19 protein-coding genes and 6 pseudogenes are annotated in these 24,972 nt (G+C 66.9%); 8 read left to right on the top strand and 17 right to left on the bottom strand.

Going from position 1 to position 24,972, the window contains the following annotated elements:
• Window positions 1-458: 458 nt before the first annotated feature.
• From ACZK2V_RS19620 to ACZK2V_RS19610, 3 genes and pseudogenes are all read left to right on the top strand, one after another.
• On the top strand, window positions 459-1,127 hold the full coding sequence (locus ACZK2V_RS19620; protein ID WP_486322706.1) for a S41 family peptidase: 669 nt from the start codon (window positions 459-461) through the stop codon (window positions 1,125-1,127).
• Between the two features lie 3 nt (window positions 1,128-1,130).
• Window positions 1,131-1,465 (top strand): annotated as a pseudogene (locus tag ACZK2V_RS19615) (hypothetical protein).
• Window positions 1,466-1,514: 49 nt separating this feature from the next.
• Window positions 1,515-1,949 carry an SseB family protein gene (locus ACZK2V_RS19610; protein ID WP_189720034.1) on the top strand — a complete coding sequence of 145 codons (435 nt, stop codon included), beginning with the start codon at window positions 1,515-1,517 and terminating at the stop codon, window positions 1,947-1,949.
• Between the two features lie 48 nt (window positions 1,950-1,997).
• Here ACZK2V_RS19610 and ACZK2V_RS19605 read toward each other — a convergent pair whose 3' ends face one another.
• The 3 genes and pseudogenes from ACZK2V_RS19605 to ACZK2V_RS19595 all read right to left on the bottom strand — a co-directional run bounded on the left by ACZK2V_RS19605 (window position 1,998) and on the right by ACZK2V_RS19595 (window position 5,659).
• The gene (locus ACZK2V_RS19605) at window positions 1,998-3,218 is read right to left on the bottom strand and encodes a multifunctional CCA addition/repair protein (protein WP_075676247.1); all 1,221 of its coding nucleotides are present in this window, start codon (window positions 3,216-3,218) and stop codon (window positions 1,998-2,000) included.
• 113 nt (window positions 3,219-3,331) lie between these two features.
• Entirely contained in the window at window positions 3,332-3,568 is a 237-nt protein-coding gene (locus ACZK2V_RS19600) for a hypothetical protein (protein WP_071229519.1), read from the bottom strand.
• Window positions 3,569-3,674: 106 nt separating this feature from the next.
• A pseudogene (locus tag ACZK2V_RS19595) lies at window positions 3,675-5,659 on the bottom strand (transglycosylase SLT domain-containing protein).
• Window positions 5,660-5,810: 151 nt separating this feature from the next.
• Here ACZK2V_RS19595 and ACZK2V_RS19590 point away from each other — a divergent pair.
• A complete protein-coding gene (locus ACZK2V_RS19590; RefSeq protein ID WP_071229521.1) occupies window positions 5,811-6,218 on the top strand; it encodes an ExbD/TolR family protein in 408 nt (135 codons plus the stop codon).
• 9 nt (window positions 6,219-6,227) lie between these two features.
• Here the strand turns inward: ACZK2V_RS19590 and ACZK2V_RS19585 are convergent, their stop codons facing one another.
• Window positions 6,228-6,827, bottom strand: coding sequence for a hypothetical protein (locus ACZK2V_RS19585; protein ID WP_486322705.1), 600 nt, complete (start codon window positions 6,825-6,827; stop codon window positions 6,228-6,230).
• Window positions 6,828-6,929: 102 nt separating this feature from the next.
• Between ACZK2V_RS19585 and ACZK2V_RS19580 the strand changes: the two genes are divergently transcribed.
• Window positions 6,930-9,791 carry a TonB-dependent receptor gene (locus tag ACZK2V_RS19580; RefSeq protein ID WP_486322704.1) on the top strand — a complete coding sequence of 954 codons (2,862 nt, stop codon included), beginning with the start codon at window positions 6,930-6,932 and terminating at the stop codon, window positions 9,789-9,791.
• Between the two features lie 108 nt (window positions 9,792-9,899).
• Here ACZK2V_RS19580 and fhuE read toward each other — a convergent pair whose 3' ends face one another.
• From fhuE to ACZK2V_RS19565, 3 genes are all read right to left on the bottom strand, one after another.
• The gene (gene fhuE / locus ACZK2V_RS19575) at window positions 9,900-12,044 is read right to left on the bottom strand and encodes a ferric-rhodotorulic acid/ferric-coprogen receptor FhuE (RefSeq protein ID WP_486322703.1); all 2,145 of its coding nucleotides are present in this window, start codon (window positions 12,042-12,044) and stop codon (window positions 9,900-9,902) included.
• Window positions 12,045-12,216: 172 nt separating this feature from the next.
• Window positions 12,217-12,768, bottom strand: a complete 552-nt coding sequence (locus ACZK2V_RS19570; RefSeq protein WP_486322702.1) for a M23 family metallopeptidase — start codon at window positions 12,766-12,768, stop codon at window positions 12,217-12,219.
• A 77-nt stretch (window positions 12,769-12,845) separates the two neighbouring features.
• The gene (locus ACZK2V_RS19565) at window positions 12,846-13,328 is read right to left on the bottom strand and encodes an Lrp/AsnC family transcriptional regulator (RefSeq protein ID WP_049400468.1); all 483 of its coding nucleotides are present in this window, start codon (window positions 13,326-13,328) and stop codon (window positions 12,846-12,848) included.
• Window positions 13,329-13,400: 72 nt separating this feature from the next.
• Between ACZK2V_RS19565 and ACZK2V_RS19560 the strand changes: the two genes are divergently transcribed.
• A complete protein-coding gene (locus ACZK2V_RS19560) occupies window positions 13,401-14,276 on the top strand; it encodes an EamA family transporter (RefSeq protein WP_012512098.1) in 876 nt (291 codons plus the stop codon).
• A 59-nt stretch (window positions 14,277-14,335) separates the two neighbouring features.
• Here the strand turns inward: ACZK2V_RS19560 and ACZK2V_RS19555 are convergent, their stop codons facing one another.
• The 4 genes from ACZK2V_RS19555 to ACZK2V_RS19540 form a co-directional block, all read right to left on the bottom strand.
• On the bottom strand, window positions 14,336-15,073 hold the full coding sequence (locus tag ACZK2V_RS19555) for an endonuclease/exonuclease/phosphatase family protein (protein WP_206138664.1): 738 nt from the start codon (window positions 15,071-15,073) through the stop codon (window positions 14,336-14,338).
• A 53-nt stretch (window positions 15,074-15,126) separates the two neighbouring features.
• Window positions 15,127-15,957 (bottom strand): thiol:disulfide interchange protein DsbA/DsbL, encoded by an 831-nt coding sequence (locus ACZK2V_RS19550; RefSeq protein WP_132810783.1) that lies wholly within the window; start codon window positions 15,955-15,957, stop codon window positions 15,127-15,129.
• A 106-nt stretch (window positions 15,958-16,063) separates the two neighbouring features.
• Complete coding sequence (locus ACZK2V_RS19545; protein ID WP_049400466.1) at window positions 16,064-16,714, bottom strand: thiol:disulfide interchange protein DsbA/DsbL; 651 nt, start codon at window positions 16,712-16,714, stop codon at window positions 16,064-16,066.
• A 106-nt stretch (window positions 16,715-16,820) separates the two neighbouring features.
• Window positions 16,821-17,621 (bottom strand): c-type cytochrome, encoded by an 801-nt coding sequence (locus ACZK2V_RS19540; protein ID WP_486322701.1) that lies wholly within the window; start codon window positions 17,619-17,621, stop codon window positions 16,821-16,823.
• A gap of 156 nt (window positions 17,622-17,777) precedes the next feature.
• Here ACZK2V_RS19540 and yihA point away from each other — a divergent pair, with 156 nt between their 5' ends.
• Window positions 17,778-18,380, top strand: coding sequence for a ribosome biogenesis GTP-binding protein YihA/YsxC (gene yihA, locus ACZK2V_RS19535; protein ID WP_132810782.1), 603 nt, complete (start codon window positions 17,778-17,780; stop codon window positions 18,378-18,380).
• 73 nt (window positions 18,381-18,453) lie between these two features.
• Here yihA and ACZK2V_RS19530 read toward each other — a convergent pair whose 3' ends face one another.
• The 3 genes and pseudogenes from ACZK2V_RS19530 to ACZK2V_RS19520 form a co-directional block, all read right to left on the bottom strand.
• Complete coding sequence (locus ACZK2V_RS19530) at window positions 18,454-19,425, bottom strand: MBL fold metallo-hydrolase (RefSeq protein ID WP_486322700.1); 972 nt, start codon at window positions 19,423-19,425, stop codon at window positions 18,454-18,456.
• Between the two features lie 674 nt (window positions 19,426-20,099).
• Window positions 20,100-20,925 (bottom strand): annotated as a pseudogene (locus tag ACZK2V_RS19525) (helix-turn-helix transcriptional regulator).
• A pseudogene (locus ACZK2V_RS19520) lies at window positions 20,922-21,624 on the bottom strand (VIT1/CCC1 transporter family protein). Before ACZK2V_RS19520 ends, ACZK2V_RS19525 begins: the two co-directional pseudogenes overlap by 4 nt.
• Before the next feature lie 152 nt (window positions 21,625-21,776).
• Between ACZK2V_RS19520 and ACZK2V_RS19515 the strand changes: the two are divergent.
• Window positions 21,777-23,141 (top strand): glutamate--cysteine ligase, encoded by a 1,365-nt coding sequence (locus ACZK2V_RS19515; RefSeq protein ID WP_486322699.1) that lies wholly within the window; start codon window positions 21,777-21,779, stop codon window positions 23,139-23,141.
• A 130-nt stretch (window positions 23,142-23,271) separates the two neighbouring features.
• Here ACZK2V_RS19515 and ACZK2V_RS19510 read toward each other — a convergent pair.
• The 3 genes and pseudogenes from ACZK2V_RS19510 to ACZK2V_RS19500 all read right to left on the bottom strand — a co-directional run.
• Window positions 23,272-23,781: pseudogene (locus ACZK2V_RS19510) on the bottom strand (GrpB family protein); the annotation flags it as partial.
• A gap of 31 nt (window positions 23,782-23,812) precedes the next feature.
• Window positions 23,813-24,574: an NnrS family protein gene (locus ACZK2V_RS19505; protein WP_486322698.1), complete on the bottom strand. Its 762-nt coding sequence runs from the start codon at window positions 24,572-24,574 to the stop codon at window positions 23,813-23,815.
• A gap of 55 nt (window positions 24,575-24,629) precedes the next feature.
• A pseudogene (locus tag ACZK2V_RS19500) lies at window positions 24,630-24,932 on the bottom strand (NnrS family protein); the annotation flags it as partial.
• Between the last annotated feature and the right edge of the window lie 40 nt (window positions 24,933-24,972).

The following is a 24,972-nucleotide window of genomic DNA, read 5'->3' as shown; positions in this document are numbered from 1 at the left end:
GCTCGGCTCTACAACGGCTATCCGCATAATGGCGCGGCATGATTCGCCACGGTTATGCTGAGAACCTGACCCAACGACAAGGAAACGTCGCATGCAAATGTGCAAGGGAGTGCCTGGGAATGGCGCGCTGATACTGACCCTTCTGGCAGCCAACGCAACGGCCGCCATCGCGTCCACCACCGAAGTACCTTCGCCGGAAGCGCAGGTACAGATCCTGGATCTGCTCGAGCATGAAGCCTTGTACCGCGATAAAGTGGACTGGCCTGCCGCTCGTAAGCGACTGGCGTCGTTGCAGGCGTACCCGGGTGCGTTGCATACCGCTCTGCGTGAGATCATCGTGGAGAGCACCGGGGGGCATGGTGTCTGGATGACGCTTGCACGCAAGCGTGAAGCCACGGAGCGCTCGAAGCAGGTCGGCGCTGAGGCCGTTGCCAAGGCGAAAGTGACTGGTGCCGTCGATGCACGCATTGGCTGGGTGGTCATCGAAGGCTATGCCGCCACGCCGGGGGCTGCGCGGCAGGACGAGTTCAATCAGGACATCCAGCGCGCTGCAATGGCAGGATGTCATCCGTGGCAAGGACAGCGGCGATCGCTGTGGCTGGATTGTCGATCTGCGCAGCAACCATGGGGGCAACATGTGGCCGATGCTGCTGGGTGTTGCGCCGTTGCTGCGCACGTCGTCGACAGGCGTGGAAGAGGTCGGGTGGTTTGCTACTGCCCACGGGTCGCGGCGCTGGAGTCTGACGCCGACCATGGTGCAGGTTGATGGTCGTCCCAGGCTGGGATTCGGTCGACCGGGGTATTCCCTCAAGCAGCCCGGCGCGCCCGTCGCCGTTCTGGTCGGGTCGAATACCGCCAGCTCTGGCGAAGCGACGATGCTGTCATTCAGGGGGCGCCCCCAGACGCGGAGTTTCGGGCAGTCGACAGCGGGCTTCTCGACAAGCAACGATACGCGGCCCTTGGTGGATGGCAGTGTGTTGGCGGTGACGACCGCGGTGATGAAAGACCGCACTGGCGCTGGCGCCGGTGCCAGGATTACTCCGGATGAATTGACGACAGGCGATGCGGCCACCCTTGCCGCCGCCCAAGCCTGGCTGCTGGCCCAACCCGCCTGCCAGGGCCGCTGATCCATGATCCTGATCGGCCAGCAGGAACGGGTGATGGTGGTCGGCCCGACCGAAGCCCACCACTGCCTGCGCTGCCAGACGGAAACCGAGTTCGCCCCCCAGCTGCGCTACAAGATGGCGCGCATCGACCTGCTGTTCGCCTCACCTACCATCGCCGCTACGAGCTGGCCTGCACCCGGTGCGAGCACGGCTGGGTGCTGGATACCGAGACCATGGACCAGCAGCTGGGCGGGGTGCCGATCCCGTGGCGGCACCGCTTCGGCCTGCCGCTGATGCTGGTGGTGGTGGCCGGTCTGGCGGCGTTGGGCTGGCTGTGGCGGCATGGATTCCTCGGTTGAGGAGCGGGCCTGTTAAAGTCTGCCCTGCAATCACGTACCGGAACCGACCATGGACCACGACACCCCGTTCGAACCCCTCAACGACCTCGAGGTGCGCCTGCTGCAGGCCCAGGACGGCACGCTGGCCGCAGCGCAGTTTCTTGACGGCCTGCTGACCTCGACGGCGTTCGTGCTGCTGGACAAGGCCATCGGCGAAGATGGCGCCTGGGACGAGAGCATCTCGCCGCTGGTGCTGACCAGCGAGAGCGGTGAGCCGATGTTCGCGGTGTTCACCGCCCCCGAGCGCGCCGGCCTGTGGCACGAGCAGCTGCCGCAGTTTGCCCATGCCATGCCGATCGCGGTGCACGCGCTGCTGGCCGGTATCGGCGACGGCGTCGGCCTGGTGCTGAACCCGGGCCTGGACGTGGGCATGGAGATGATTCCCGATGCCGTGGCCCAGCTGAAGCAGCGTGCGGCGGCGATCACCCGCGGCATGGCGCACTGAATCCAGGGATTGTCTGGGTGCCGGCCAGCGGCCGGCACTACCAGGGCTTCAGCGGGCGGCGGCGATGGCTTTCACCCGCGCCTTGGCCAGTGCTTCGCCGATGGCCGGGCCCTTCAGATGTGTGGTATCCAGATCCCGCGCCTGCACTGACAGCGCCGCCTGGTGCAGGCGCTTGAGCGTTTCGCCCTGTGGGTAGTCGGCATCCTCGAAACCGAGCCGACCGCGCTTGTCGGCCTCGCAGCACAGCGCGATACGAGCCACGCGCTCTGGCCTGCGCAGTGCATCGCAGCGGCCCAGCAGTTCCAGCACGGTGGCATCGCGCAGTTCGTCGATGCGGTGCACGTTCAAGTGCTCGCGGCAGACCGCCTCGGCCAGTTGCTGGTGCTCGGTGGGAATCTTCAACCGCGCGCACAATGCCTTCAGCGGTTTGATGCCGCGCTGCTCGTGCATGATGTGGCGTGGCCATTCCTCCGGCGGGGTCAGGCCCTTGCCGAGGTCGTGGGTGAGGGCAGCGAAGCCGACCAGGTCATCACCCGGTGCCAGTTTCGCGGCCATGTCGCTGACCATTTCCTGGTGGATGCCGGTGTCGACTTCCGGATGGAATTCGGCACGCTGCGGCACGCCATACAGCGCTTCCAGTTCGGGCAGGATCGGGCCCAGTGCCTGCGCATCGTGCAGCGTGCGCAGGAAGGCGGAGGGCCGTTCACTGACCAGCGCCTTGCGCAGTTCCTGCCAGACGCGTTCCGGCACCAGCGCGTCCAGCTCGCCACTGGCGGCGACCTCGCGCATCAGCGCCATGGTCTCTTCGGCGACGGTGAAGCCCAGTGGCGCGAAGCGCGCCATGAAGCGCGCCGCGCGCAGCACGCGCAGTGGATCTTCCACGAACGCCGGGCCGACGTGGCGCAGCACGCGCTGCTCAAGATCGCGAACGCCACCGTAAGGATCGACCAGTGTGCCGGTCTCCTCATCGCAGGCAATCGCATTGATGGTGAAGTCGCGGCGCTGCAGGTCTTCTTCAAGGGTGACCGCCGGATCGGCATCGACCACGAAGCCGCGATAGCCACGGCCGGATTTGCGCTCGGTGCGCGCCAGCGCGTACTCCTCGCCGGTCTTCGGGTGCAGGAACACCGGGAAATCGCGGCCGACGGCGGTGTAGCCCTGCGCCTCCATCTGCGCGGGCGTGGCACCGACCACCACCCAGTCGCGGTCGCCGGCAGGGCGCTGCAGCAGGCGGTCGCGCACGGCGCCGCCGACAAGATAGATCTTCATGGGGGGATGATCGCACGGTAGGTGCATGAGCATCGGTAGTGCCGGCCGCTGGCCGGCAACCCTTGGACAATGGCGGTTGCCGGCCAGCGGCCGGCACTACCGATGAAGAGGAATCACGGCAGGCCGCGCCACTCCGGCACGAACAGGCCAGCCAGGAACCACAGGCCGTAGACGATCCACAGGCAGAGGAAGTACAGCTTGATCTGCGATTCGTCCCACAGGCTGCCCCAGCTGTCGATGAAGGCCAGCGACTTCCAGCCTTCCATCCAGGCCGCGCCACCCCAGCGCAGCACCCAGGTGGCGAACAGGCTCCAGGCGGCGAATATCCCGATCCAGGCCAGCAGGCTCATCGCTTTCCCCTCCCCGGGAAACGGATGCCGGGTAGTGCCGGCCGCTGGCCGGCAACCCTTGGATGATGGCCGAAGCCGGCCAGCGGCCGGCACGACCGCATTGCAATCAATCGCCGTCCTGGTCAGCGTTGGCGGCGCAGCTGAAGCTCTTGCGCTTGTCCACCAGGCGGCCCATCAGACGGTCGCTCAGAGGCAGCGCATCACCATTGAGGCGCCAGTCGTAGATCACGCTGAAGGCCAGCACGCGTGCGACGTACTCGCGGGTTTCCTTGTAGCTGATGGTCTCGATCCACAGGTCCGGGTCATAACCCGGGCGCTGGCCCTGCCAACGCGCGGTCGGGGTCGGGCCGGCGTTGTAGGCGGCGATGGTCACGTACGGCAGACCGTCGTACTTGTTCATCAGCTGGCGCAGATAGGCGGTACCGATGGCGATGTTGGTGTCCGGGTCGTACAGGCTGTCGGCGCCGCCGTAGCCGGTCAGGCCGATCGACTTGGCCACGCCGGCACCGGTGGCCGGCAGCACCTGCATCAGGCCCATGGCGTTGGCAGGCGAGGGCGCGCGGGGGGTGAAGGTGCTCTCGGCGCGGATCTCTGCCGCCACCCAGGCCGGATCGATCGCGTTGCGTGCCGATTCGCGGCGGATGGTGGCGTCGTGGTGCAGCGGGAAACGCAGGTCGTACAGGCGCTGTTCCTGCGGCTGCTTGCCGAGTGCGAACACGGCGCGGTCGAACCAGCCATTGTCCTGCGCCACGCGAACGGCGAGGCGGCGCTGGGTGTCATCGAAGCGCGACAGCGCACTGTTCCATTCGGCCACGGCCCAGCCGGCGCGGTCGATCTGGTACAGCGCCATCGCGCGCTGGATGGCTGGGTGCGCGCGATCACCGCCTGTGCCTGCGCGCTGTCGTTCGGCTTCCACGGGCACAGCGTGTAGCCCTGCTGCAGTTTGTCGGCGGCGAGGAAACCATGGAAGGTCGGTGCGCGCGCGGCCTCGCGGAACAGCGGCTGCGCCTGTTGGGCCTGGCCGGTCTTCTCCAGCATGCGGCCTTCGAAGTAGCGCCAGCGCGGGTCGCTGCGCTGCTTGCTGCCCATCTTGCGGATCGCGGTCAGCGCCGCCGGCCAGTCACCGCGCGACATCGCTTCGCGCACGCGCCACTCGTGCAGGCGTTCGTCGTACGCCGATTCTGGCACCGCGTTGAGGCGCCGCGCCGAATCGGGCAGGTAGGACGCCACCGTCCACAGTGCGATCTGGTACAGCACCTGGCCCTGCTGCTCGGCACTCAGGCCCAGTGCCTGCGCGTACTGCGGCAGCTGCTGTTCGGTGGCGCCGGGATCGGCCTTGGCCAGCTTGGCCAGGCCATCGGTGGCGATGCGCCGGCTGCGCTCGTTGCGCGGCCAGTTCAACGCGCTGGCGTTGGGCTTGTCGACAAAGGCGGCGTAATTGTTGGCCAGCGCCAGGTCGGTGGCAGGCAGGCCCCGTGCGGCGCTGCGCATCACAGCGGGTTGCTGGGCGTCGGCGGCGGCATCGATGCGTTCCCAGCGCAGCGCGTCGCTCAGACCACCCTGCGCCTGCAGCACGGCGAAAACGGCATCACAGCCGTCCGGCAGCGACTTGCCGTTCTTGCGCCACAGATCCTGCGCTTCGCTGATCCACTGCGGATCAACCTTGCCGGTCACCTGGCGCGCGGTCAGCTGCGCACAGCGCAGGCCGGCGTTGTCGGTGGGCGCCCAGTTGGCGAGCAGGGTCGGCCAGTCCTGGCGGCGTGCGACCGAGGGCAGCCATACGCTGCGGAACGTGGTGGCCACGGCCTGGCCGTCATAGCGCTTGAGGAAGGCCTGCGCCTGCGCGGTATCGACGGTGTCGATGTTGCGGCGCAGGTTGGCGTACTCCAGCCAGCCGTATGCCGGATGGCGGCTGAGTGCGGCGGCTTGGCCGGGATCGAACTGGCCGCGTTCGGCGGCAGCGATCGCGGCCTTCAGCTGTGCGTTCTGGGCGTCGAGGGACTGGGCATTGGCGCAGCCGATCAGCAGCGTGGTGGCCAAGGGCAGCAGGGACAGGGCGGTCGAAGAGCGTCGGGTCATGGCGGGCAGCATAGCGGGCAATGGCTGAATTCAGTTTCGCATTGCGTGCACGCGATGGGTCGGCAACGGCAGCTGAATGCTCGTGCTGCAGGCACTGCCTCGCGAGCCTGCGGGCGACGTAGTGTCGAGCTTGGGCGAACGGCCCGGCTGCAGGGAGCGGCACATGGCGTTCAGTAGCGCAGGAAGAAGCGGCCCGCTGGCGGACATCAATGTCACGCCACTGGTGGATGTGATGCTGGTGCTGTTGATCATCTTCATCGTGACCGCGCCGATCGTGGCCCGGCCGATAGCCGTGCAGTTGCCACAGGCCACCGATCGCGTGGTCGACCGTCCCGAACCGCCACCGCCGATCGAGCTGCGCCTGGACGCTGCCAACCAGCTCAGCTGGAATGGTCAGCCGATGGTGATCAGTGAGCTGCAGGCGCGCCTGCAGGCACAGGCGGGCGAACATGCCGGCAACCTGCCGGAGCTGCGTATCGCCACCGATCCGGCGGCCGAATACGAAGGCATGGCGAGGATTCTGGCCGCAGCCGAGGCGACCGGCATGGAGCGCATTGCGTTCGTGCGGTAGTGCGATGTCTCACTGCCGCTCATGCGGTGATTGCCGCATGGGCGGCGCTTCCCCTGCTGACAGCGTCGCATCCAGGATCCGCAGAAAGGCCATTTCAATCTGCGCTGGAACCGGGGTTGGATGTGCTCGCCACCTTCCGGTCCCAGGGGCACGTTCAACGTCGAAAGCAGTCAACTCGGCTCTCTCGAAATCCACCACAACCGTCAATCCCTCTCCCGAGGCCAAGGCCGCATCGCTGGGAGAGGGGCAGTTGTTGCACTCGATCACGCCGCCTGCTCTCGATTCGCCCGCCAGGGAAAAAAGCAGCGTCATCACCGTCGTGACACCCAGCACCGCACTCACCGCTTTCATGATCGACCCTCCCGCGAATGGCTGGAGGTGCGAGTCTGCGCTGGATCGACTAGCGGCGCCTTCTGAAAGAGGGAATTTCAAACTATTCCTGAAACGGTCCGGCAAAGACCTTTTCCATGAATGTGGCAGCCCCCGGGCGCTGTCGCAGCCGGCATCAAGGCTGCCTGTCGTGAACAATATCGTCCGGTCATAACCTGCAGCCATCTGACGCAATCGGCCTGCAATTGCGTCAATTCCGCGTGAAAGAGTGTCGATCATCACGCCGCGATTTTTACTACTTGTTTACAAAGGAGACGGCGCCGCCATGCAGGGAGGGAGTGCGGCAGCCCATGTCCCGACATTCCTTTGGAGAGAGAGCGAATGAATCACCTGCACCACCGCCCTTTGGCGGTTGCCGTCGCGCTGTGCGTGATGACCCTGGCACCGTTGGGTGCCGCTGCACAATCCACCACCAACCTCGATGCGGTGGAAGTCACCGGTACCCGCATCAAGCGCGCTGAAGTCGAAGGCCAGGTGCCGATCCAGACGCTGACCCGCGGTGATATCGAACGCACCGGCCTGACCTCGATCGGCGAAGTGCTGCAGCAGCTCACCGGTTCCGGTTCCGCGCTCAATGCCAAGTTCAATTCGTCCGGCAACTTCGGCTTCCCGCCCGATGGCAGTGGTGTAGGTGCTGGCTCGGCGCAGGTGGACCTGCGCCATCTGGGCGCCAAGCGCGTGCTGGTGCTGGTTGACGGCATCCGCTGGGTCAATGAGTCGTCCGCCTCCGGTGTGGGCTCGGCCACCGACCTCAACACCATTCCGCTGGCCATCGTCGAGCGCATCGAAGTGCTGGAAGATGGCGCGTCGTCGCTGTACGGCTCCGATGCCATTGCCGGCGTGGTCAACATCATCACCCGCCGCGACTTCGATGGCGGCCAGGTGACCCTGAACTACGGCGAGTACAGCAAGGGCGACGGTACGCAGAAGGGCGTGGACCTGGCCTGGGGCAAGAGCGGTGATCGCTTCAGCCTGTTCCTCGGCGCCAGCTGGACCAAGCAGGATCCGGTGTTCGCCAAGGACCGCGAGCAGTCGCGCTTCCCGATTCCCGGCACCGGCCTGGCCTTCGGCAGCGGTGGCATTCCGCAGGGCCGTTTCATGTTCACCGACCCGAACACCGGTGCGGTGCAGAACATCGTGCCCAATACCGGCGTGAGCAACCCGCGCTACGACGGCAGTGCCGGCTGCGCGCGCACCGATGACTATCACTGCTTCACCAGTGCTGATCGCTTCAACTTCGCCGAATACAACATGGTGCTGACACCCTCGGAGCGTAAGGGCCTGTTCGGCCAGTTCCGCTTCGACATCACCGACAACGTTCAGTGGTACGTCAAGGCACTGGGCAACCGCCGTGAGTCGACCAACCAGGCCGGCCCGGAGCCGCTGTTCTTCGGTCCCGATGGCGCCACCGGCAATCCGCTGGCCGACAACATCACCGTGTCTGCGCTCAACCCGTACAACCCGTTCGGCTTCGACCTGGTCTCGGGTGACAACCTGAGCCTGATCGGTCGCCGTCCAGTAGAAGGCGGCGCGCGCGTGTTCAAGCAGGAAGTGGACACCACGTATTTCGCCACCGGCTTCGTCGGCAACTTCCAGGCGGCTGACCGCAGCTGGTACTGGGACGTCAACGGCATGTACAGCAAGAACAAGGCCGAACAGACCAACTACGGCAGCTACAACATCTACAACGTCAACATGGCGCTGGGCGATCCGTCCGTCTGTGCGGCGACGCCGGGCTGCGTGCCGCTGAACATCTTCGGCGGTGCCGGTTCGATCACTCCGGACATGCTGAAGTGGATCCAGCCGGTGGTGCGTGACCGCAGCCAGAACGAACTGAGCCTGTTCACCGCCAACCTGTCCAGCGACCTGTTCACGCTGCCGGCCGGCCCGGTGTCGTTCGCTACCGGCTTCGAGTATCGCAAGTACGAGGGTTCGTACCAGCCCGATCCGCTGACGGTGGCGGGCCACTACAACGGCGTGCCTTCGCAGCCGACGTCCGGCTCGTATGACGTCAACGAGGCCTATCTGGAGTTGAGCGTGCCGATCTTCGCCGACTCTTCATTCGGCAAGAAGCTGGACCTGAGCCTGGCCGGCCGCTATTCGGACTACTCCACCTTCGGTGGCGAATTCACGCCCAAGTACGGCCTGCGTTGGCAGGTGACCGACGATTTCGTGCTGCGCACGACCTATGCCGAGGGCTTCCGTGCACCGTCGATCGGTGAGTTGTACGGTTCGGCCGCGCGTGCCGACCTGCAGTTGTTCGATCCATGCTCGGTGGGCCTGGGCGGTACGCCGCCGCGCGGCAGCGCCGCCAACTGTGCCGCGCTGGGCGTGCCGGCCGGCTTCCAGCAGGCCAACTCGCAGATCTCGGTGACCACCGGCGGCAACCGCGAGCTGGATCCGGAGCGCTCGCGCAGTTTCAGTGCCGGTTTCGTGTGGAGCCCGTGGTTTGGCAACAACACCTCGTGGTCCGAGCGCTTCGACGTGGAGGTGACCTTCTATCGCCATGCCATCGATGGCGCGATCCAGGCAATCAACGCGCAGACCCAGCTGGACCTGTGCGTGGAAACGCTGGATCCGATCTACTGCGATGGCATCACCCGCGCCAATACCGGTGCAGTGAGCAGCTTCAACAACCGCCTGACCAATCTCGGCTCGATCAAGACCGATGGCTGTGACGTGGATCTGTTCTGGACGTTGCCGCAGAGCTCGATCGGCCAGTTCAAGCTGGGCTGGAAGAACACGTTCGTCGGCCGCTACGAGGCCACCGGTGCGGCGGGCCAGAAGCAGCCGCAGAAGCCGGGCGTGGAAGTGGCCGACAGCTCGATTCCGGAATGGACCAGCAATGCCAGCATCGGCTGGACGCTGGACCGCTGGAGTGCCAACTGGACCGTTCGGCATATCTCCGAATTGACCGAGAACTGCGGTGACGCCTCTGTATTCCCGGTCTGCAGCAACCAGGCCGCAGGCACCAATACGCTGTCGGCCACCACCTTCCATGACATGCAGGTGGGCTACAAGATCGACTGGATGAAGGGGCTGCAGCTGACCGCTGGCCTGAACAACGTGTTCGACAAGGATCCGCCGATCTGCCTGTCGTGCTCGTTGAACGGTTACGACGCTTCGACCTATGACATCCCGCGTGGCCGCTACTGGTACCTGCGCGCGGACCTGCGTTTCTGATGAAGGGACGGCGCCGGGCTCAGCCCGGCGCCGTTGTGGTGTCGAGCCGTGCTCGACTACCCCGTGTGATCGAGTCGAGCATGGCTCGACGCTACAAGGCCGATTGGATCAGAACGCCCAGGTGAACGTCAGCGAGCCATTGCGGCCGTCGCCGTAGGCACCGTAACCGGTGATCTGCGAGTAGTACTTCTTGTCCAGCAGGTTGTTGAGGTTGGCCTGCACGCTGAACTCCGGCGAGATGCGGTAGCGCACGAAGGCACTGACCAGCGCGTAGCCTTCCTGTTCGAAACGGCCCACTACCGGCGCAGCGTAGTAGATGCGGTTCTGCCAGTTGGCACCGCCGCCGACGGTCAGTGCCTGCAGCGATTGCGGGGTGTAGCTGGTGAACAGCTTCAGCGCGGTCTGCGGCAGGTTGGTGTTGATGTCGGCGCCGTTGATGTCCTTGGCCACGTAACGTGAAGCACCGAAGGTCGCGTTCCAGCCCGGTGCCAGTTCGCCGTTCACTTCGAACTCGAAGCCGCGGCTGACGGTGCCACGTGCAGCGATGTAGGCGGTCTCGTTCATTTGCCCGTCGACCTTGTCCATGGTTTCCTGGCCAACGTTGTCCTGCTCGATGCGGAACACTGCCACGGATGCATTCAGCCGGTTGTCGAACCACGCGCCCTTGACGCCGACTTCGTAGCTCTTGCCATCGACCGGATCGAGGTAGCTGCCCTGCTTGTTGCGCAGCGTCTGCGGCTGGAAGATCTCGGTATAGCTGGCGTAGGCGGAGTAGGTATCGTTGATGTCGTAGACCAGGCCGGCATACGGCGTGGTCACTTTGTGCGAGCGGTCGTTGCCTTCGTCTTCGCTCTTCCAGTCGGTGTAGCGCGCACCGATGATCAGCTTCAGTGGATCGGCCAGCGACAGGCGTGCGGCGGCATAGCCGGCCTTCTGGGTGATGGTGCCCTGGCTGGCAAGCTTCAGCGGTCGCCAGTTCGGCTGCGGGAAATCACCGGTCCAGCCGAAGTAGCTGGCCAGCGGCAGGTACTGTGCATTCGGATCGTTGAAGTCAGGCTGGAAATCACCATAGTTGGCGAACTCACGCTTGTTGTAGCTCAGGCCGGCCATGAACTGGTGCTCGCGGCCGAACAGCTGGAACGGCCCATCGATGTAGCCATCGATGCCATCAACCTTGCGCTCGGTGTTGTAGAAGCCGGCCATCGGCGTGATGCCGGCGCCCGTGGTCTTGTTGAACGCGGTGTAGGCCGGATAGAACAGCTTGTCGTCGGCCTTGGTGCGGTCGTGGGTGGCGCCGATCTTGAACTTCCAGCCGTTGCTGAAGGCATGCTGCAGGGTGGCGAACGCACGCTTGCTGGTGGTGTCCCAGTAGGTCCAGTCCGGCGACGGATTGAACGAGGTCGGATAGTTGGTCGGGCTGCCATCGGCGTACCACATCGGGAAGCCGCCCCAGGTCGCGCCGTTGGCGCGCTTCTGCTGGTAGTCGTAGCCCACGCTGAGCTGCGTGTCCGGGGTCAGGTCGGCGTCGATGACGGCATAACCCAGCGACTTGCGCTGGTTGTAGCGGTCCATCTGACCATCGGTGTCCAGGTAGCTGCCGATCACCCGGCCGCGCACCGTGCCACTGGCGTTCAGCGCCGTGCCCACGTCCACGGTGGTGCGCGTGCGGCCCCAACTGCCGACGTTCACCGAGATGCTGCCGGTCAGTTCTGCGCTGTCGGCGTGTTTGCGGATGAGGTTCACCGAGGCGGACGGATTGCCGGCACCGCTGAGCAGGCCGGTAGCGCCGCGTACCACTTCCACGCGGTCGTACAGCGCAAGATCGAGGCCGGAATCGCCGTAGCTCCAGTTCTGCACCATCTGCGTCGGCAGGCCATCGAACTGGTAGGCATCGATGTAGAAGCCACGCGCGTAGAACTCGGTGCGCTCGCTGTCGGACTGGGTGCTGGTCACGCCGGTGGTGTTGGCCAGCACGTCGATGATGTCGTCCAGCTTCTGATCTTCGATGCGCTGGTGGCTGATGATGCTGACCGACTGCGGGATCTCGCGCGGTGCCAGATCGAAGCGGGTACCGGCCGAGGTGCGGCGCACCGAATAGCCTTCGGCACGTTCGCCCTTGACCACCACCTTGTCCAGCGTGGTCGGATCGGCGGCGGTGTCGGCGAAGGCGGCCGGGGCCACGGCGCAGAGAACGGCAAGCACGGCAACGGACAGCCGCTGCGGCTGCAGGGTACGGAAGGCGGGACGGGTCATGGGGGTCCTGGACGAGCACGCGCGTTCGGCCGGCATCCAGGAGGCGAGGCGCTACGGGTAGGGGAAGGGCGGGCAGGCCGTCCTGGCACCACCGGAAACGAAAGAAATGGTAATACGAACCATTCCTATTTACAAACCATGAACGGTTCGGTGCGCGGGTGCGCCGTGGCGATCAGCGCAGCAACGGCAACGGGTTGCGGGGGCCGTTCGTGCCGTAGATGCCCCAGTGCAGATGCGGCGGCGTGCCCTTGGCATTGCCGCTGTCGCCCACGTGGCCGAGCAGGTCACCGGCCTGCACCACCTGGCCGCGCGCCAGGCCCTCGGCCCAGCCTTCCAGATGCGCGTAGTAGTAGCGTTCCCGCCCGGGCCCGATCACCCAGACCTGGCGACCACCGAGGCCGCGTTCGCTGACATCCGCGATGACGCCGGCAGTGACGCTGCGCACCGGCGTGCCGCGCTGGGCGAAGATATCGATGCCGGCGTGGGAGCGGTCGCGGCCGCGCGGCGCGCCGAAGGTATCGACGATCTGGCGGGGGCGCACACCCTCCACCGGCACCGGGAGTTCGGTGGCCGGCGGCATCTGCGCGAGTGTCCACAGCATCTTTGGTGCGGCGGCCCAGGGACTGTTCCACAGCGCCATCGCGGCAACGACGGCAATGGCCAGCCACAGACCGCGCAGCAGCCAGCGGCGCAGGCGACCGGCAGGAGAGGACGGAGTGCTCATGGTCTCCGACTGTAGCGTCGAGCCATGCTCGACGGCTGTTGCTTTGCGGTAAAAACGCAGTCGAGCATGGCTCGACGCTACAGAACCGGTGCCAGCGGGACCTCGAAACTCCGCTTCAAGGTGCCCAGTGCCACCGAGGTACGGAAGCGCTCGATGTTGTCATCGCCACCGAACAAGCGCTCGGTGATCGCCTCGTACTCCTCCATCGACGCCGCCGAAAGCAACAGCAGGAAATCGCCATCGCCGGTGATCGAGTAGCACTGCTGCACGGCCGGGTCGTCCTGCACGCGACGCTTGAACGGCGCCACGCGTTCGCGCTGCTCGCTGACCACGCGCACCTCGACGATGATGGTCAGCGGTCGTCCGACCTTCGCCGCAGCGACCACGGCCACATTGGCCGCGATCACACCGCTGTCCTGCAGGCGCTTGATCCGGCGCTGCACGGCCGGGGTGGACAGGTGCACGGCCTCGGCGATTTCGCGCTGCGGCAGGGTGTTGTCCCGCTGCAGCAGGTCGAGGATGGCGCGGTCGAAGCTGTCGAGCACGGGGGCGGTGGCCATGGCGAGCAGAAGTTGCACGAACGGGCCGTCAATTGAGCCAAGTGCTCGGCACCGGCGCAATAGACTTTGCGCATGCAGACTTCACGATTCGCGCCGATGTTGCCGGCGCTGGCGGTGCTCGGCTCGGTCACCTCGCTGGCCATCGGCACCTCCTACGCAAAACACCTGTTCCCGCTGATCGGTGCCCAGGGCACCAGCGCGCTGCGCGTGGGCTTTTCGGCGCTGTTGCTGCTGCTGTTCTGGCGGCCATGGCGCTGGAAGACCAGCCGCGTGGATGCGATCACCATCCTGCGCTACGGGCTCACCCTGGGCCTGATGAACCTGCTGTTCTACATGGCCCTGCGCACGATTCCCTTCGGCATCGCGGTGGCCATCGAGTTCACCGGGCCGCTGACGGTGGCGATGCTGTCATCACGGCGACCGATCGACTTCCTGTGGGTGGGCTGCGCGGCGGTGGGGCTGCTGTTGCTGTTGCCGATCGGTGGCGGCCCGGCGCTGGATCCGGCCGGCGTGCTGTATGCCATGGGTGCGGCGGCGTGCTGGGGCCTGTACATCGTGTTCGGAAAGCGTGCCGGCCATCTGCACGCCGGGCATTCGGTGTCGCTGGGGCTGCTGGCGGCGTCGCTGGTGGTGGTGCCGGTGGGCGTGGTGCATGCCGGCGCCGCACTGCTCGATCCGAAGATCCTGGCCGCTGGCCTGCTGGTGGCTTTGGTGTCCAGCGCGATCCCGATGTCGCTGGAGATGATGGCGCTCAAGCGCCTGCCCAAGGAGACCTTCGGCATCCTGATCAGCATGGAGCCGGCAGTGGCCGCGCTGTGGGCGATGCTGCTGCTGCACGAGCACCTGCATGGATTGCAGTGGCTGGCGATCGGCTGCACGGTGCTGGCCTCGGTGGGCAGCACGATGACCGCGCGGCGGCTGAAGGTGCCGGTGGTGCAGGCGGGGTAGCGCCGGGCCATGCCCGGCGGAGAGCGTGCCAACCAAGGTTGGCACCCCACCAGGAGCGGTCAGCGCAGGGCGTCGTCCGGGACGTCGATCTGCATCGCCAGGGCGAGGTGATCGGAGAACGCGGCCGGTACGGCTTCCACGGTGCGGGTCTGCAGGCCGCTGCTGACCAGGATGTGGTCGATGGCGCGATCGGGGCGCCAGCTGGGGAAGGTCGGCACGATGCAGCCGGGGGGCTGCAGCCGGGTCTTCTGGTACAGCACCTGCATTTCCGGGCGTTCGGCCAGGCAGTTGAAGTCGCCCATCAGGACGGCATTGGGATGGTCGGACAGCAGCTCGGCAATGAAGCCCAGCTGCGACATCCGCGAGCCCGCGCCCAGCGACAGATGGGCCACCGCTACCGCCAGGCCATCGGCGCCGTCGCCGAACTTGGCCAGCAGCACGCCGCGCCCGCCGATGCGGCCGGGCAGGGCGTGATCCTGCACTTCCACCGGTTCCAGCTTGCTCAGCAGGCCGTTGGCGCTGGAGGCGACCCCGCCCATGCGCCGGTTCGGCTGGTGGCTCCAGTAGTTGAAGCCGGCACGCTGGGCCAGGTAGTGGGTCTGGTTGGTGAAGCCCGAGCGCAGGCTGCCCGGGTCGGCCTCCTGCAGGCCGACGATGTCATGTTCGCGCGCCAGGGTGGCGATCGCGTCCAGGCTGCTGCGCTTGCGGCCCGCCGGCAGCGCATGTGACCAGCTGCGGGTCACATAGTCGCTGTAGCGGCGGGTACTTGAGCCGGCCTGGATGTTGGCCGTCAGCAAGCGCAGGGTCCGTGTACGGGGGGAATTCACGGCCGGGAAACGCTTCTCTTGGATCAGTGAGCCTGGGCCGCACCGCGTTCGCGGGCGATCAGGTGGTCGGCAATGCGCAGCATGTCCGGGAAGCTCTTGCCCTTCACCAGGTACTTGCCGTTGACGATGATCGACGGGGTGCCGCTGATCTGGCTGCGCTGGGCGAACTGCTTGGCCGAGTTGGTCTTGGCATTCACCGCGAAGCTGCCCATGGTGGCGGCGAACTGCTTCGGATCCACGCCGTAGGCACCGTAGAACTTGGCGATGTCGTCAACCGAATCGGTGCCGCGCTCGCCCTTCAGGGTCTTCTGCGAATGGATGGCAGCGTACAGGGCTTCGTGGGTCTTCTCCTGCACGCCCAGGGTCTGCGCGGCGTAGAAGGCACGGGCGTAGTTGTCCCAGGTACCGCCGAACATGGCCGGCACGTAGACGAAGTTCACGTCGCTCGGCAGGCCGGCCTTCCACGGGCCGACCAGCGGCTGGAACGCGGCGCAGGCCGGGCAGACATAGCCGAAGATCTCGGTCACTTCGATCTTGCCGGCGGCCGGCTGGAACGGCTGGCCGTTCGGGATCACCTGGTAGTCGGCGCCTTCCACCGGGGCCGGGCCGGTCAGTGCGGTGGTGGTCGGGGCCGGTGCAGCGGCCGGTGCGGCTTCAGCCGCGTCCTTCTCGCCTTCGGCAGCGGCCGGGGCGGCGCCTTCGGTACCCGCGGCCGGAGCGGCCGGTTCGGTGGTCGCCGGAGCTGCAGCCGGTTCGGCCGGGGCCGCGGTGGTGTTGGTGCTGCCGTCGTCGGCCTTGCAGGCCGCCAGGATCGGCAGCAGCGCTGCGAGGGCGAGGGCGTAACGGATCTTCATGGAAACGTCTCCAGCATCTGGAAAGGTGGGGCCGGCGTCATGCGCCGGCCAGGGGGAAATGATGACACGCGGCGGCGAAAGCGCCGTGTCGGTGGTGGGTGTTGGTTCAGCGGCCGCGGGCGGCGCGGGCCTGGGCGATCAGCGCCGAGGCGATGCGCAGCTGGTCGTCGAAGCTGTCGCCACGGACCAGGTACTGGCCGTTGATGATCAGCGCCGGGGTCCCGGGGATCTTGGTGCGCTGGGCGAACGCGCGGGCGGCATCGACCTTCTTCTGTACGGCATCGCCGCGCAGGGCCTGCAGGTAACGGTCCGGGGTCACGCCGTAGGCCTTGTAGAAGGTGGCGAGCTCATCGGCCGAGACGTTCTGCATCGGCAGCGAGCCGTCCTGGTGCAGGGCCTTGAACACGGCGCCATGGCTGCGCTTGGCCACGCCGACTTCGTCGGCGGCGTAGTAGGCCAGTGCCCAGGCATCCCAGGCGCCGCCGAAGGCTGCCGGAACCGGAGTGAAGCGCACATCGGCCGGCAGCTTGGCTGCCCAGGCTTCCAGCTGCGGTTCGAAACGGGCGCAGTGCGGGCAGGTGTAGCCGAAGACCTCGACCACCTCGATCTTGCCGGCCAGCGGCTGGAACGGGCCCGGCTGGGCGATGCGCTCGTAGTCCTTGCCTTCGACCAGCGGGGCATTGGCGGGGGTGGCGGCGCAGGCTACCAGCGGCAGCAGCACCAGCACAGACAACAGCAGGCGGGAAATCAACCTCATCGACACGCATCTCCGTTGAAAAAAGCAACGCCGGCGCGGTCGCCGGCGTGAAGGAAACATACCGCAGCCGCGGGCCGGCGTGGCGACCCGGGCCGACCAGTGGTGGTCAGGGGGCGGCAGCCGGTTGTGCCGGCGCGGTGGCAACGGCCACGTCGTCGGCCTTGTTGTGCAGGCCCTGCAGGTAGCTCGACAGCGCCTGCACCTCCTGCTCGCTCAGCTTCTGCGCAACCGCAGCCATGATCTGGAAGTGCGCCTTGTCGGTCTCGTTGGTCTGGCCGGCCTGGTATTCCTGCAGGCGGCGCGCGACATAGCTGGCATGCTGGCCACCGATGTGCGGATAGGCCGGCCCCGGATTACCGGCGCCACTGGGGCCGTGGCAGGCCATGCAGGCCGGCAGGCCACGCTTGGCATCGCCGCCACGGTACAGCTGCTGGCCGATCTCGTAGAACTTCATGCCCTTGTAGGGGCCGTCGGTGACCGCCGTGTCATCGGCGATGCCGGCAGTGGCCTTCTGCGTGGCGAAGAACGCGCCGATGTCGCGCATGTCCTGCGGGGTGAGGTTCTGCACGAACGGCACCATCGCCACCGCCGCGCCGGAGCTGCGCTGCCCATTGGCGATCAGGGCCATCTGCTGAGCGACGTAGCGTTCGCTCTGGCCGGCGATGGACGGGTACATCTCCACCGTGGAATTGCCGTCGGCGCCATGGCAGGCCGCGCAGGTCGAGGCCTTGGTCTGGCCGGCCTTGGCATCGCCCCAGTGGGTCTTGCTGAAATCGACCTCCAGCGAGGCGGTGTTGATCGGCCCGTTGTCGGGCAGCGGGGTCAACGTGGTCTGCGCGAACGCAGCAGCGGCAACAACTACGGCAGTGGCAAGGGCGGATACGGCAAGAACGCGAGCGTGGCGCATGCTAAAGCTCCGTATGGACCGGGCCGGGCGGTGGCCGCCGGCATCGCCCGGATTATCAACGCCGTTTCCGCGCACGGTCAACGCAGCAGTGCAGCAAAATGCCCGCAAAGGCCGCCGGCACGGGCGCGCGGTGCCGCAACATGCGATCCTATGCACATGTCATTGCTCATCGAACGCGCCCAATACCACCTCTCTGCCCACAACATGGGGCAGCTGCCGCCCGATGAGGGGGCCGAAGTGGCCTTTGCGGGCCGCTCCAACGCCGGCAAGTCCAGTGCCCTCAACGCATTGACCCGGCAGAACAGCCTGGCCCGTGTCTCCAAGACCCCCGGCCGTACCCAGCAGCTGGTGTTCTTCCAGGTGACCCCGGAAGCCCATCTGGTCGATCTGCCCGGTTACGGTTACGCCAAGGTGCCGCTGGACCTGCAGGCGCACTGGCAGGCCTTCATCGACCGCTACTTCCGCACCCGCAATGCGCTGAGGGGCCTGGTGGTGGTGATGGATATCCGCCACCCGCTGAAGGACTACGACCGGCAGATGCTGGCCTATGCCGTGCAGCGTGGCCTGCCGGCGCATGCGTTGCTGACCAAGGCCGACAAGCTGAGCCGCAGCCAGCAGATGCAGACCCTGCAGAAGGTGCGCAAGGAACTGCACTCGGCCTACGGCGACAGCGTCAGCGTGCAGGTGTTCTCCGGCGAAGACCGCACCGGCGTGGACGAAGCCCGCGGCGTGATCGGCGGCTGGCTGGGGTTGGAGTAAGCGCTCCCCCGTCGCCCGGCTGGCAGCCGGGCGCTACCGGATCGGGTGGGTGCCGACCTTGGTCGGCACACCCTCACAACGGCGAATATTCCGCCGGCACCCAGGCATAGGCCTGGCCTTCGCTGCGCACATGGCCCAGACCGGGGAACGGCAGGTGCGCACCGGCCACCCACCAACCGTTGGCGGTGGCCTGCTGCAGCAGGCCGCGACGGCTGGCGATGGCCGCTTTGCGGTCCGAATCGGCCTCGAAGGCCGCCTCCGGGTGCGCGAACTGCACCGCGTGGAAGTGCAGCACATCGCCCCACACCAGCAGTGACTGGCCCTGGCTGTCGAACCGGTAGGAGACATGGCCGGGCGTATGGCCATGGGTGTCCATCGCCACCGCGCCACCGGGCAGGGCATCGCCGGGGTTGAAGGTACGCAGGTGGCCGCTGGCCTGGTAGGGCGCTACCGCGTTGCGCGCCAGCGGGAAGGCAAAACGCACGCCCTGCGGCGCGGTGGCCTCGCTGGCTGGGTTGAGCCAGTAATCGGCATCCGCCTTGGACAGCCACACCGTGGCATTCGGGTAGGCCGGCTTGCCCTGCGCGTCGAGCACGCCGCACAGATGGTCCGGATGGGCGTGGGTCAGCAGCACCTCATCCACCTCGGCCGGGTCCACGCCGGAGGCGCGCAGGTTGCCCAGCACCTGGCCCAGGCCGGGGCCGAAGCACTGCGCGGTACCGGTATCGACCAGGGTCAGGTGGTTGCCCTGGCGGATCAGGAACGCATTGATCGCGGTCTGCAGGCCCTTCTTGTCTTCCGGCACGTAACGGCCTTCCAGCAGGCGGCTGACCAGCGTCGGCGGCACGTCCACCACTTCCTGCCGACCCAGCGCGACCACGCCGTCGAACAGGGCGGTGACCTGCAGCGCACCGACGCGCTGGTGATAGACGCCGGGCACCTGCTGGGTGGGAGCGGGCGAGGTGGCTTCGGCCAGTGCGCACAGCGGCAGGGACGACAGGGCCACCAGCAGGGCGCCGCGCAGCGGCAGGGGACGCAGGGTCATGGCGGTTCTCGGTGGATGACGGGCGGTTCCGTTGTGCCCAGAGTGCCGTGGCCGGCGTGTGCGCGGCGCTCAAACCACTGCGCGGAATGCTCAGGGAAGGGGTGTTGTCTGCAGGGTTGCGCCCTGCACCCGCAGAGGCAACGGCCGCAGCCAAAGCAACGTCAAAAACTGGTTTCCTGTGGGATGGCGGGGTGGGTCCGGTTGCGGGAGACGCTGCAAGTACATCCATGTAAGCTCGGTCGCCGCATCCATGCGGCTCACGCCCCCGCAACCGGACCCACCCCGCCTTCGACAGTTTTCCGCGATCTGTTGGAACGACGTATTGCCCCGGTGGGTGTCGACCTTGGTCGATACAGTAGATCCACGCCATGCGTGGATGACTCATTCGATATCTGACAGATGTGTCGACCAAGGTCGACACCTACCAACAGCCGCGCGGAACAAAGCCGCAGTTGCCAACAGCCGAGTGAACCTGTCGAAGGTGGGGCGGTGTGGGTGGGCAGGACCGTTGGCGCCATGGATGGCGCCATCGAGCCCCCAGGGACGGGTTTACGGCGTGTCCTGCCCACCCACACCGCCCCGCCATCCCACGGAATGCACGCTGTTGCTGTTGCTGTTGCTCCGGCTCTTGCTCTCGCTTCGGCGGGTGCAGGGCGCAGCCCTGCCGAACCCCTTCAAATGTCTGTGGGAGCCAGTCCGTATTGCTCGGCGAAGCGCTTGCTGAAACTCGCCGCAGACCGGTAGCCCGCGCGTGCTGCGACGGTCTTCAATGGCAGGTCCGTGGTGTAGAGCAGCTGCATGCCATGCGCCAGCCGGGCCTCGGTAAGCAGCTGGCGCAGGCTGGTGTCCTCGGCGGCGAGACGACGACGCAGGGTCGCACCGCTCAGCGCGAACTGTTCTTCCACATCACGCGATTGCCAGTCGCGTGCCGGTTCGGCGGCGATGCGGTCGCGGATCTGTTCGCCCAGGCTCGGCGCCTGCGGCAGCAGCAGGTTGCCGTGGCCCTGCCGGCACAGGGTCAGCACCAGCGAGGCCAGCGCCAATCGTGCCTCGCTGTAGCGGCCGTCCTGCAGCGATTGCCGCCACTGGCGCAGCACTGTGCCATGGTCGATCAACGGCAGACGTGCCATCGCCTGGCCCGGCGCGGGAAGGTCCTCGCTCCACAGCGTGCGTGCGGCCGCCAGCACTTCGGCACACAGCGGCACGATGGCACTGAGGTAGCGGCCGGTCCCCGGGTCGGGCGTGTTGACCACATCGATCCGGCAGCGCTGGGTCAGCAGCAGGATGTCGCCGGGGATGAATTCCAGCGACTGGTGCGCGGTGCGCACCTGCTTGCGGCCTTCCAGCAGGATCGCGAACTGCGGTTGCGGAATCTCCACCGAGCTGGCGCCATGCTCGCGACGGGCGGTGATGCAGGCATAGCCTTCGGCGGCGCTCACAGCCCGCCAGACTGGCCATCTCGGCCAGCAGTGCGGTGGCCGGGGGCAGCATGGCGGTCATGTCACGTGTGCGCCGAGCAGGCGACCGACGCCGGCGGCCGCGGCCATCGCCAACGCGCCCCAGAACATCACCCGGATCGCGCCGCGTACCGGCGGTGCGCCGCCGGCCTGGGCCGCCATCGCGCCGGTCAGGCACAGGCCGAGCAGGGTGCTGGCGGTGGTCATCATCGCGACCTTGTCGACCGGCGCGAGCAGCGCGGTCAGCACCGGCAGTGCCGCACCACAGGTGAAGGCGCCGGCCGAGGCCAGCGCTGCCTGCAGCGGGCGCGCGCAGGGTATCGGTGATGCCCAGCTCGTCGCGGGCGTGGGCGCCCAGTGCGTCGTGGGCGGTGAGCTGCTCGGCCACCTGCCGCGCCAGCGCCGGCTCCAGGCCGCGGTGGCGGTAGATCGCGGCCAGCTCTTCCAGCTCGCTGTGCGGGTCTTCGTGCAGTTCGCGCTTTTCCATCGCCAGGTCGGCGTCTTCGGTGTCGGCCTGGGTCTGCACCGAGACATACTCGCCGGCGGCCATCGACATCGCGCCGGCCACGGTGCCAGCCACGCCGGTGGCCAGGATGGTCGCCGCGGAGGCGCCGCTGGCGGCCACGCCGACCACCAGGCCGGCCACCGAGACGATGCCATCGTTGGCCCCCAGGACGGCGGCACGCAGCCAGCCGACGCGCTCGGAGCGGTGCAGTTCGGGGTGTCGTGAATGGCGGCTCATGGCCCCGAGTGTACGAGGGTCAAGAGGGCGTCGGTAGGATGCTGAAAACCGTCTCCGTCGCATGACGCAACGGGTCGCCACGCTATAGTGCGCCCTTGCGATGGAAGGCCCCGGGCCCCACATCCCCCGCCACTGTCCAGCGAGCCTTCCCCTTGTCGAGCCCCAGCCACGTCGCCGATACACCCATTACCGACCGCTCGCAGCTGGTGGAGGTGATCGCCTCCGGCGAGAAACCCCGCGCGCAGTGGCGCATCGGCACCGAGCACGAGAAGTTCGGGTTCCGCCTGGATGACCTGCGCCCGCCGACCTTCGAGGGCGAGCGCGGCATCGAAGCGCTGCTCAATGGCCTGGTCCGCTTCGGCTGGGAGCCGGTGCAGGAGAACGGCAACACGATCGCCCTGCTGCGCGATGGTGCCTCGGTGACGCTGGAACCTGCCGGTCAGTTGGAACTGTCCGGCGCGGCGCTGGAGACCATCCACCAGACCTGCGTGGAGACCGGCACCCATCTCAACGAAGTGGCACAGGTGGCCGGTGAGCTGCAGCTCGGCTTCCTCGGCATGGGCTTCCAGCCGAAGTGGAAGCGCGATGAAATGCCGTGGATGCCAAAGGGCCGCTACAAGATCATGCGCGGCTACATGCCCAAGGTCGGCTCGCTGGGCCTGGACATGATGACCCGCACCTGCACGGTGCAGGTGAACCTTGATTACGCCACCGAAGCGGACATGGTGAAGAAGTTCCGCGTGTCGCTGGCGCTGCAGCCGATCGCCACCGCGCTGTTCGCCGATTCGCCGTTCACCGAAGGCAAGCCCAACGGCTACCTGAGCTACCGCTCGCACATCTGGACCGACACCGACGCCGACCGCACCGGCATGCTCGACTTCGTGTTCGAGGATGGCTTCGGTTACGAGCGCTATGTCGATTACCTGCTCGACGTGCCGATGTATTTCTCCTACCGCGATGGCATCTACCACGACGCCAGCGGGCAGAGCTTCCGCGATTTCATGCAGGCCAAGCTGCCGGTGCTGCCGGGCGCGCTGCCGACGCTGCGCGACTGGTCGGACCACATGACCACCGCGTTCCCGGAAGTGCGCCTGAAGAAGTATCTGGAAATGCGCGGTGCCGACGGTGGCCCGTGGAGCCGCCTGTGTGCGCTGCCGGCATTCTGGGTGGGCCTGTTGTACGACGACACCGCACTGGATGCGGCCTGGGACCTGGTACGTGATTTCACCCTGGCCGAGCGCCATGCACTGCGCGATGGCGTGCCGAAGCATGCGATGAACCTGCCGTTCCGCACTGGCAGCGTGCGCGACCTGGCCCGTGAAGCGGTGAAGATTTCCGTCGAAGGCCTCAAGCGCCGCGCGGCGCGCAATGCCGACGGCCAGGACGAGAGCAAGTTCCTGGACGTGCTGCAGGAGATCGTCGAGTCCGGCCTGACCCCGGCCGAACGCAAGCTGGCGCTGTTCCATGGCCGCTGGCACGGCGACGTCGATCCGGTGTTCCGCGAGTTCGCGTACTGACACTGTTCCGGCGGGTGCCAACCGGGGCCGGCACCTGCCGTTGCGTCACCACCCGCGCTGCGAACAGGCGCGCGTAGATGCCGCGAACCACATCCTGCTTGCTGCGGTTGTAGGCCTGCACGTTGGCATTGCCCTGCAGTGCTGCCTGCTTGGCCTGTGCATAGCGCCTGCGGTCATCTTCATGGCTGCGCAGCCAATCGCGGAACAAGCAGTGGCGGAGGTGCTCGGCGCAACCAGGTGCGAACACGTGCAGGTTCACGCGCGGCACGTGCAGTCGCAGCATGCGGTGCTGGTACCACGAGGGTTCGCGGATGGTAAGCACGTAGCCCAGTGCCTGCAGCGCTGGCAGCCAGGCCGCTTCGTCGGCGGGATCGGCAACCAGCAGGTCGATGTCCAGTACCGGTTTGGCCGGCAGGCCCGGCACCGCGGTGGAGCCGACATGTTCAATGCCCAGCGCGGTGTTGCCGAGTGTCGCCTGCAGCTGCGTGCGCTGCTGCTCGAACTGGTCGGCCCACAGCGTGGACCAGGGCACCACCTGCAGCGCTTCCGGCTGCGGCGCGCCGAGAACCCAGGGATTCTCCTCAGGGTCGCCATCGGCGAAGGTGGTGATTGCGGTGGGATCGAACGGGATATCGGACATGCCCACCATGGTGCCATGCCCGGCGTCGATGTCAGCCCGGCTTGCCGTCGCGCCGTGGGCACAGGTAGATCCAGCCCAGCCGCGCCACCCACGGTGCCAAGGCCAGCAACCAGCCGATGGCTCCGGCGAAATGCCACGCATAGGCGTCGGGCATCAGTTCGGCAGCGATGCGCATGATCGCCACCGCCTGCAGCGCGACGAACGCAAACCAGGCCACTGCCGGCATCACCAGCGGTCGGCCGGAATGGCCCTGGGTGACCCGGGTCACCATCGCCACCAGCAGGCTGCCGAACAGGCCCACGGCGAGGGCATGCAGCGGCGCGCGGCCGAGCAGTTGCGGATGGCCCAGCATCTGGCCGATGTCCTGCAGCAGATACAACGCGAAGCTGATCGGCAGCCACGCCAGTGCCAGGAACAGGGCGGCAAGCAGGCCCGGCATCGGCCCGCGTGGCCACCAGTGCCATAGCGCCTGCAGCGACAACATCAGCAGCGGCCCATCGGCCAGCCACAGCAGGTGGTCGACCTGCAACGCGCTCAACAGCAGGCGCAGCATCAGCAGCGCCCACATCGCAGCCAACCAGCGCAGCGGGCGCCACGCCACATAGCCATCGACCACGTTGTTGGCGAAGAACGGGATCATCCGGTGCGCGACGGTGAGGTAGACCGGCAGCAGCAGGCCGAAGGTGCCGAGTGCCACCGTGACCGGCATCAGCGTGGCGTGGCCGCGCCCCACCGCCATGAACAGCAGCAGCCCCAGCCAGCCCAGCAGCAGTGCGGCATAGCAGGCGCGCATGCCAGTTGCGGTTGGGACCGGCGGCCTTGAGCACGCGTCCCAGCACGATCAGTCCGGCGCTCCAGCCGGCCAGTGCCAGCAGCAGGCCGGGCCACAGCCCGGGTGTCCACCCGCAGGCGGCGGCAATCAGCAACGCCTGCCCACCAAACAGGCCGATGCCGACCGGCGCATAACGGCTGCGTGGCAGCTCCGGCTGTGCCATCCAGCGCGGGAACACGGTGAGCAGGAAGCCGAAGATGAAACTGGGCAGTACCAGGTACTGCATCAGCAGCGCGTGCAGCCAGGCCGGAGGCAGCGGCGATGGCTGCGGCGTCCACAACCCGCGCAATGCGCCCAGCCACAACGCCCACCACAGCATTGCCAGCAGCAGGTTGCTGGCGCCGATGAAGAACAGCAGC

It is taken from the genome of Stenotrophomonas sp. 93052_Sma, assembly GCF_056481145.1.
Note: the sequence above shows the minus strand (reverse complement) of the source record. Positions and strands in the feature narration are given on the sequence as shown.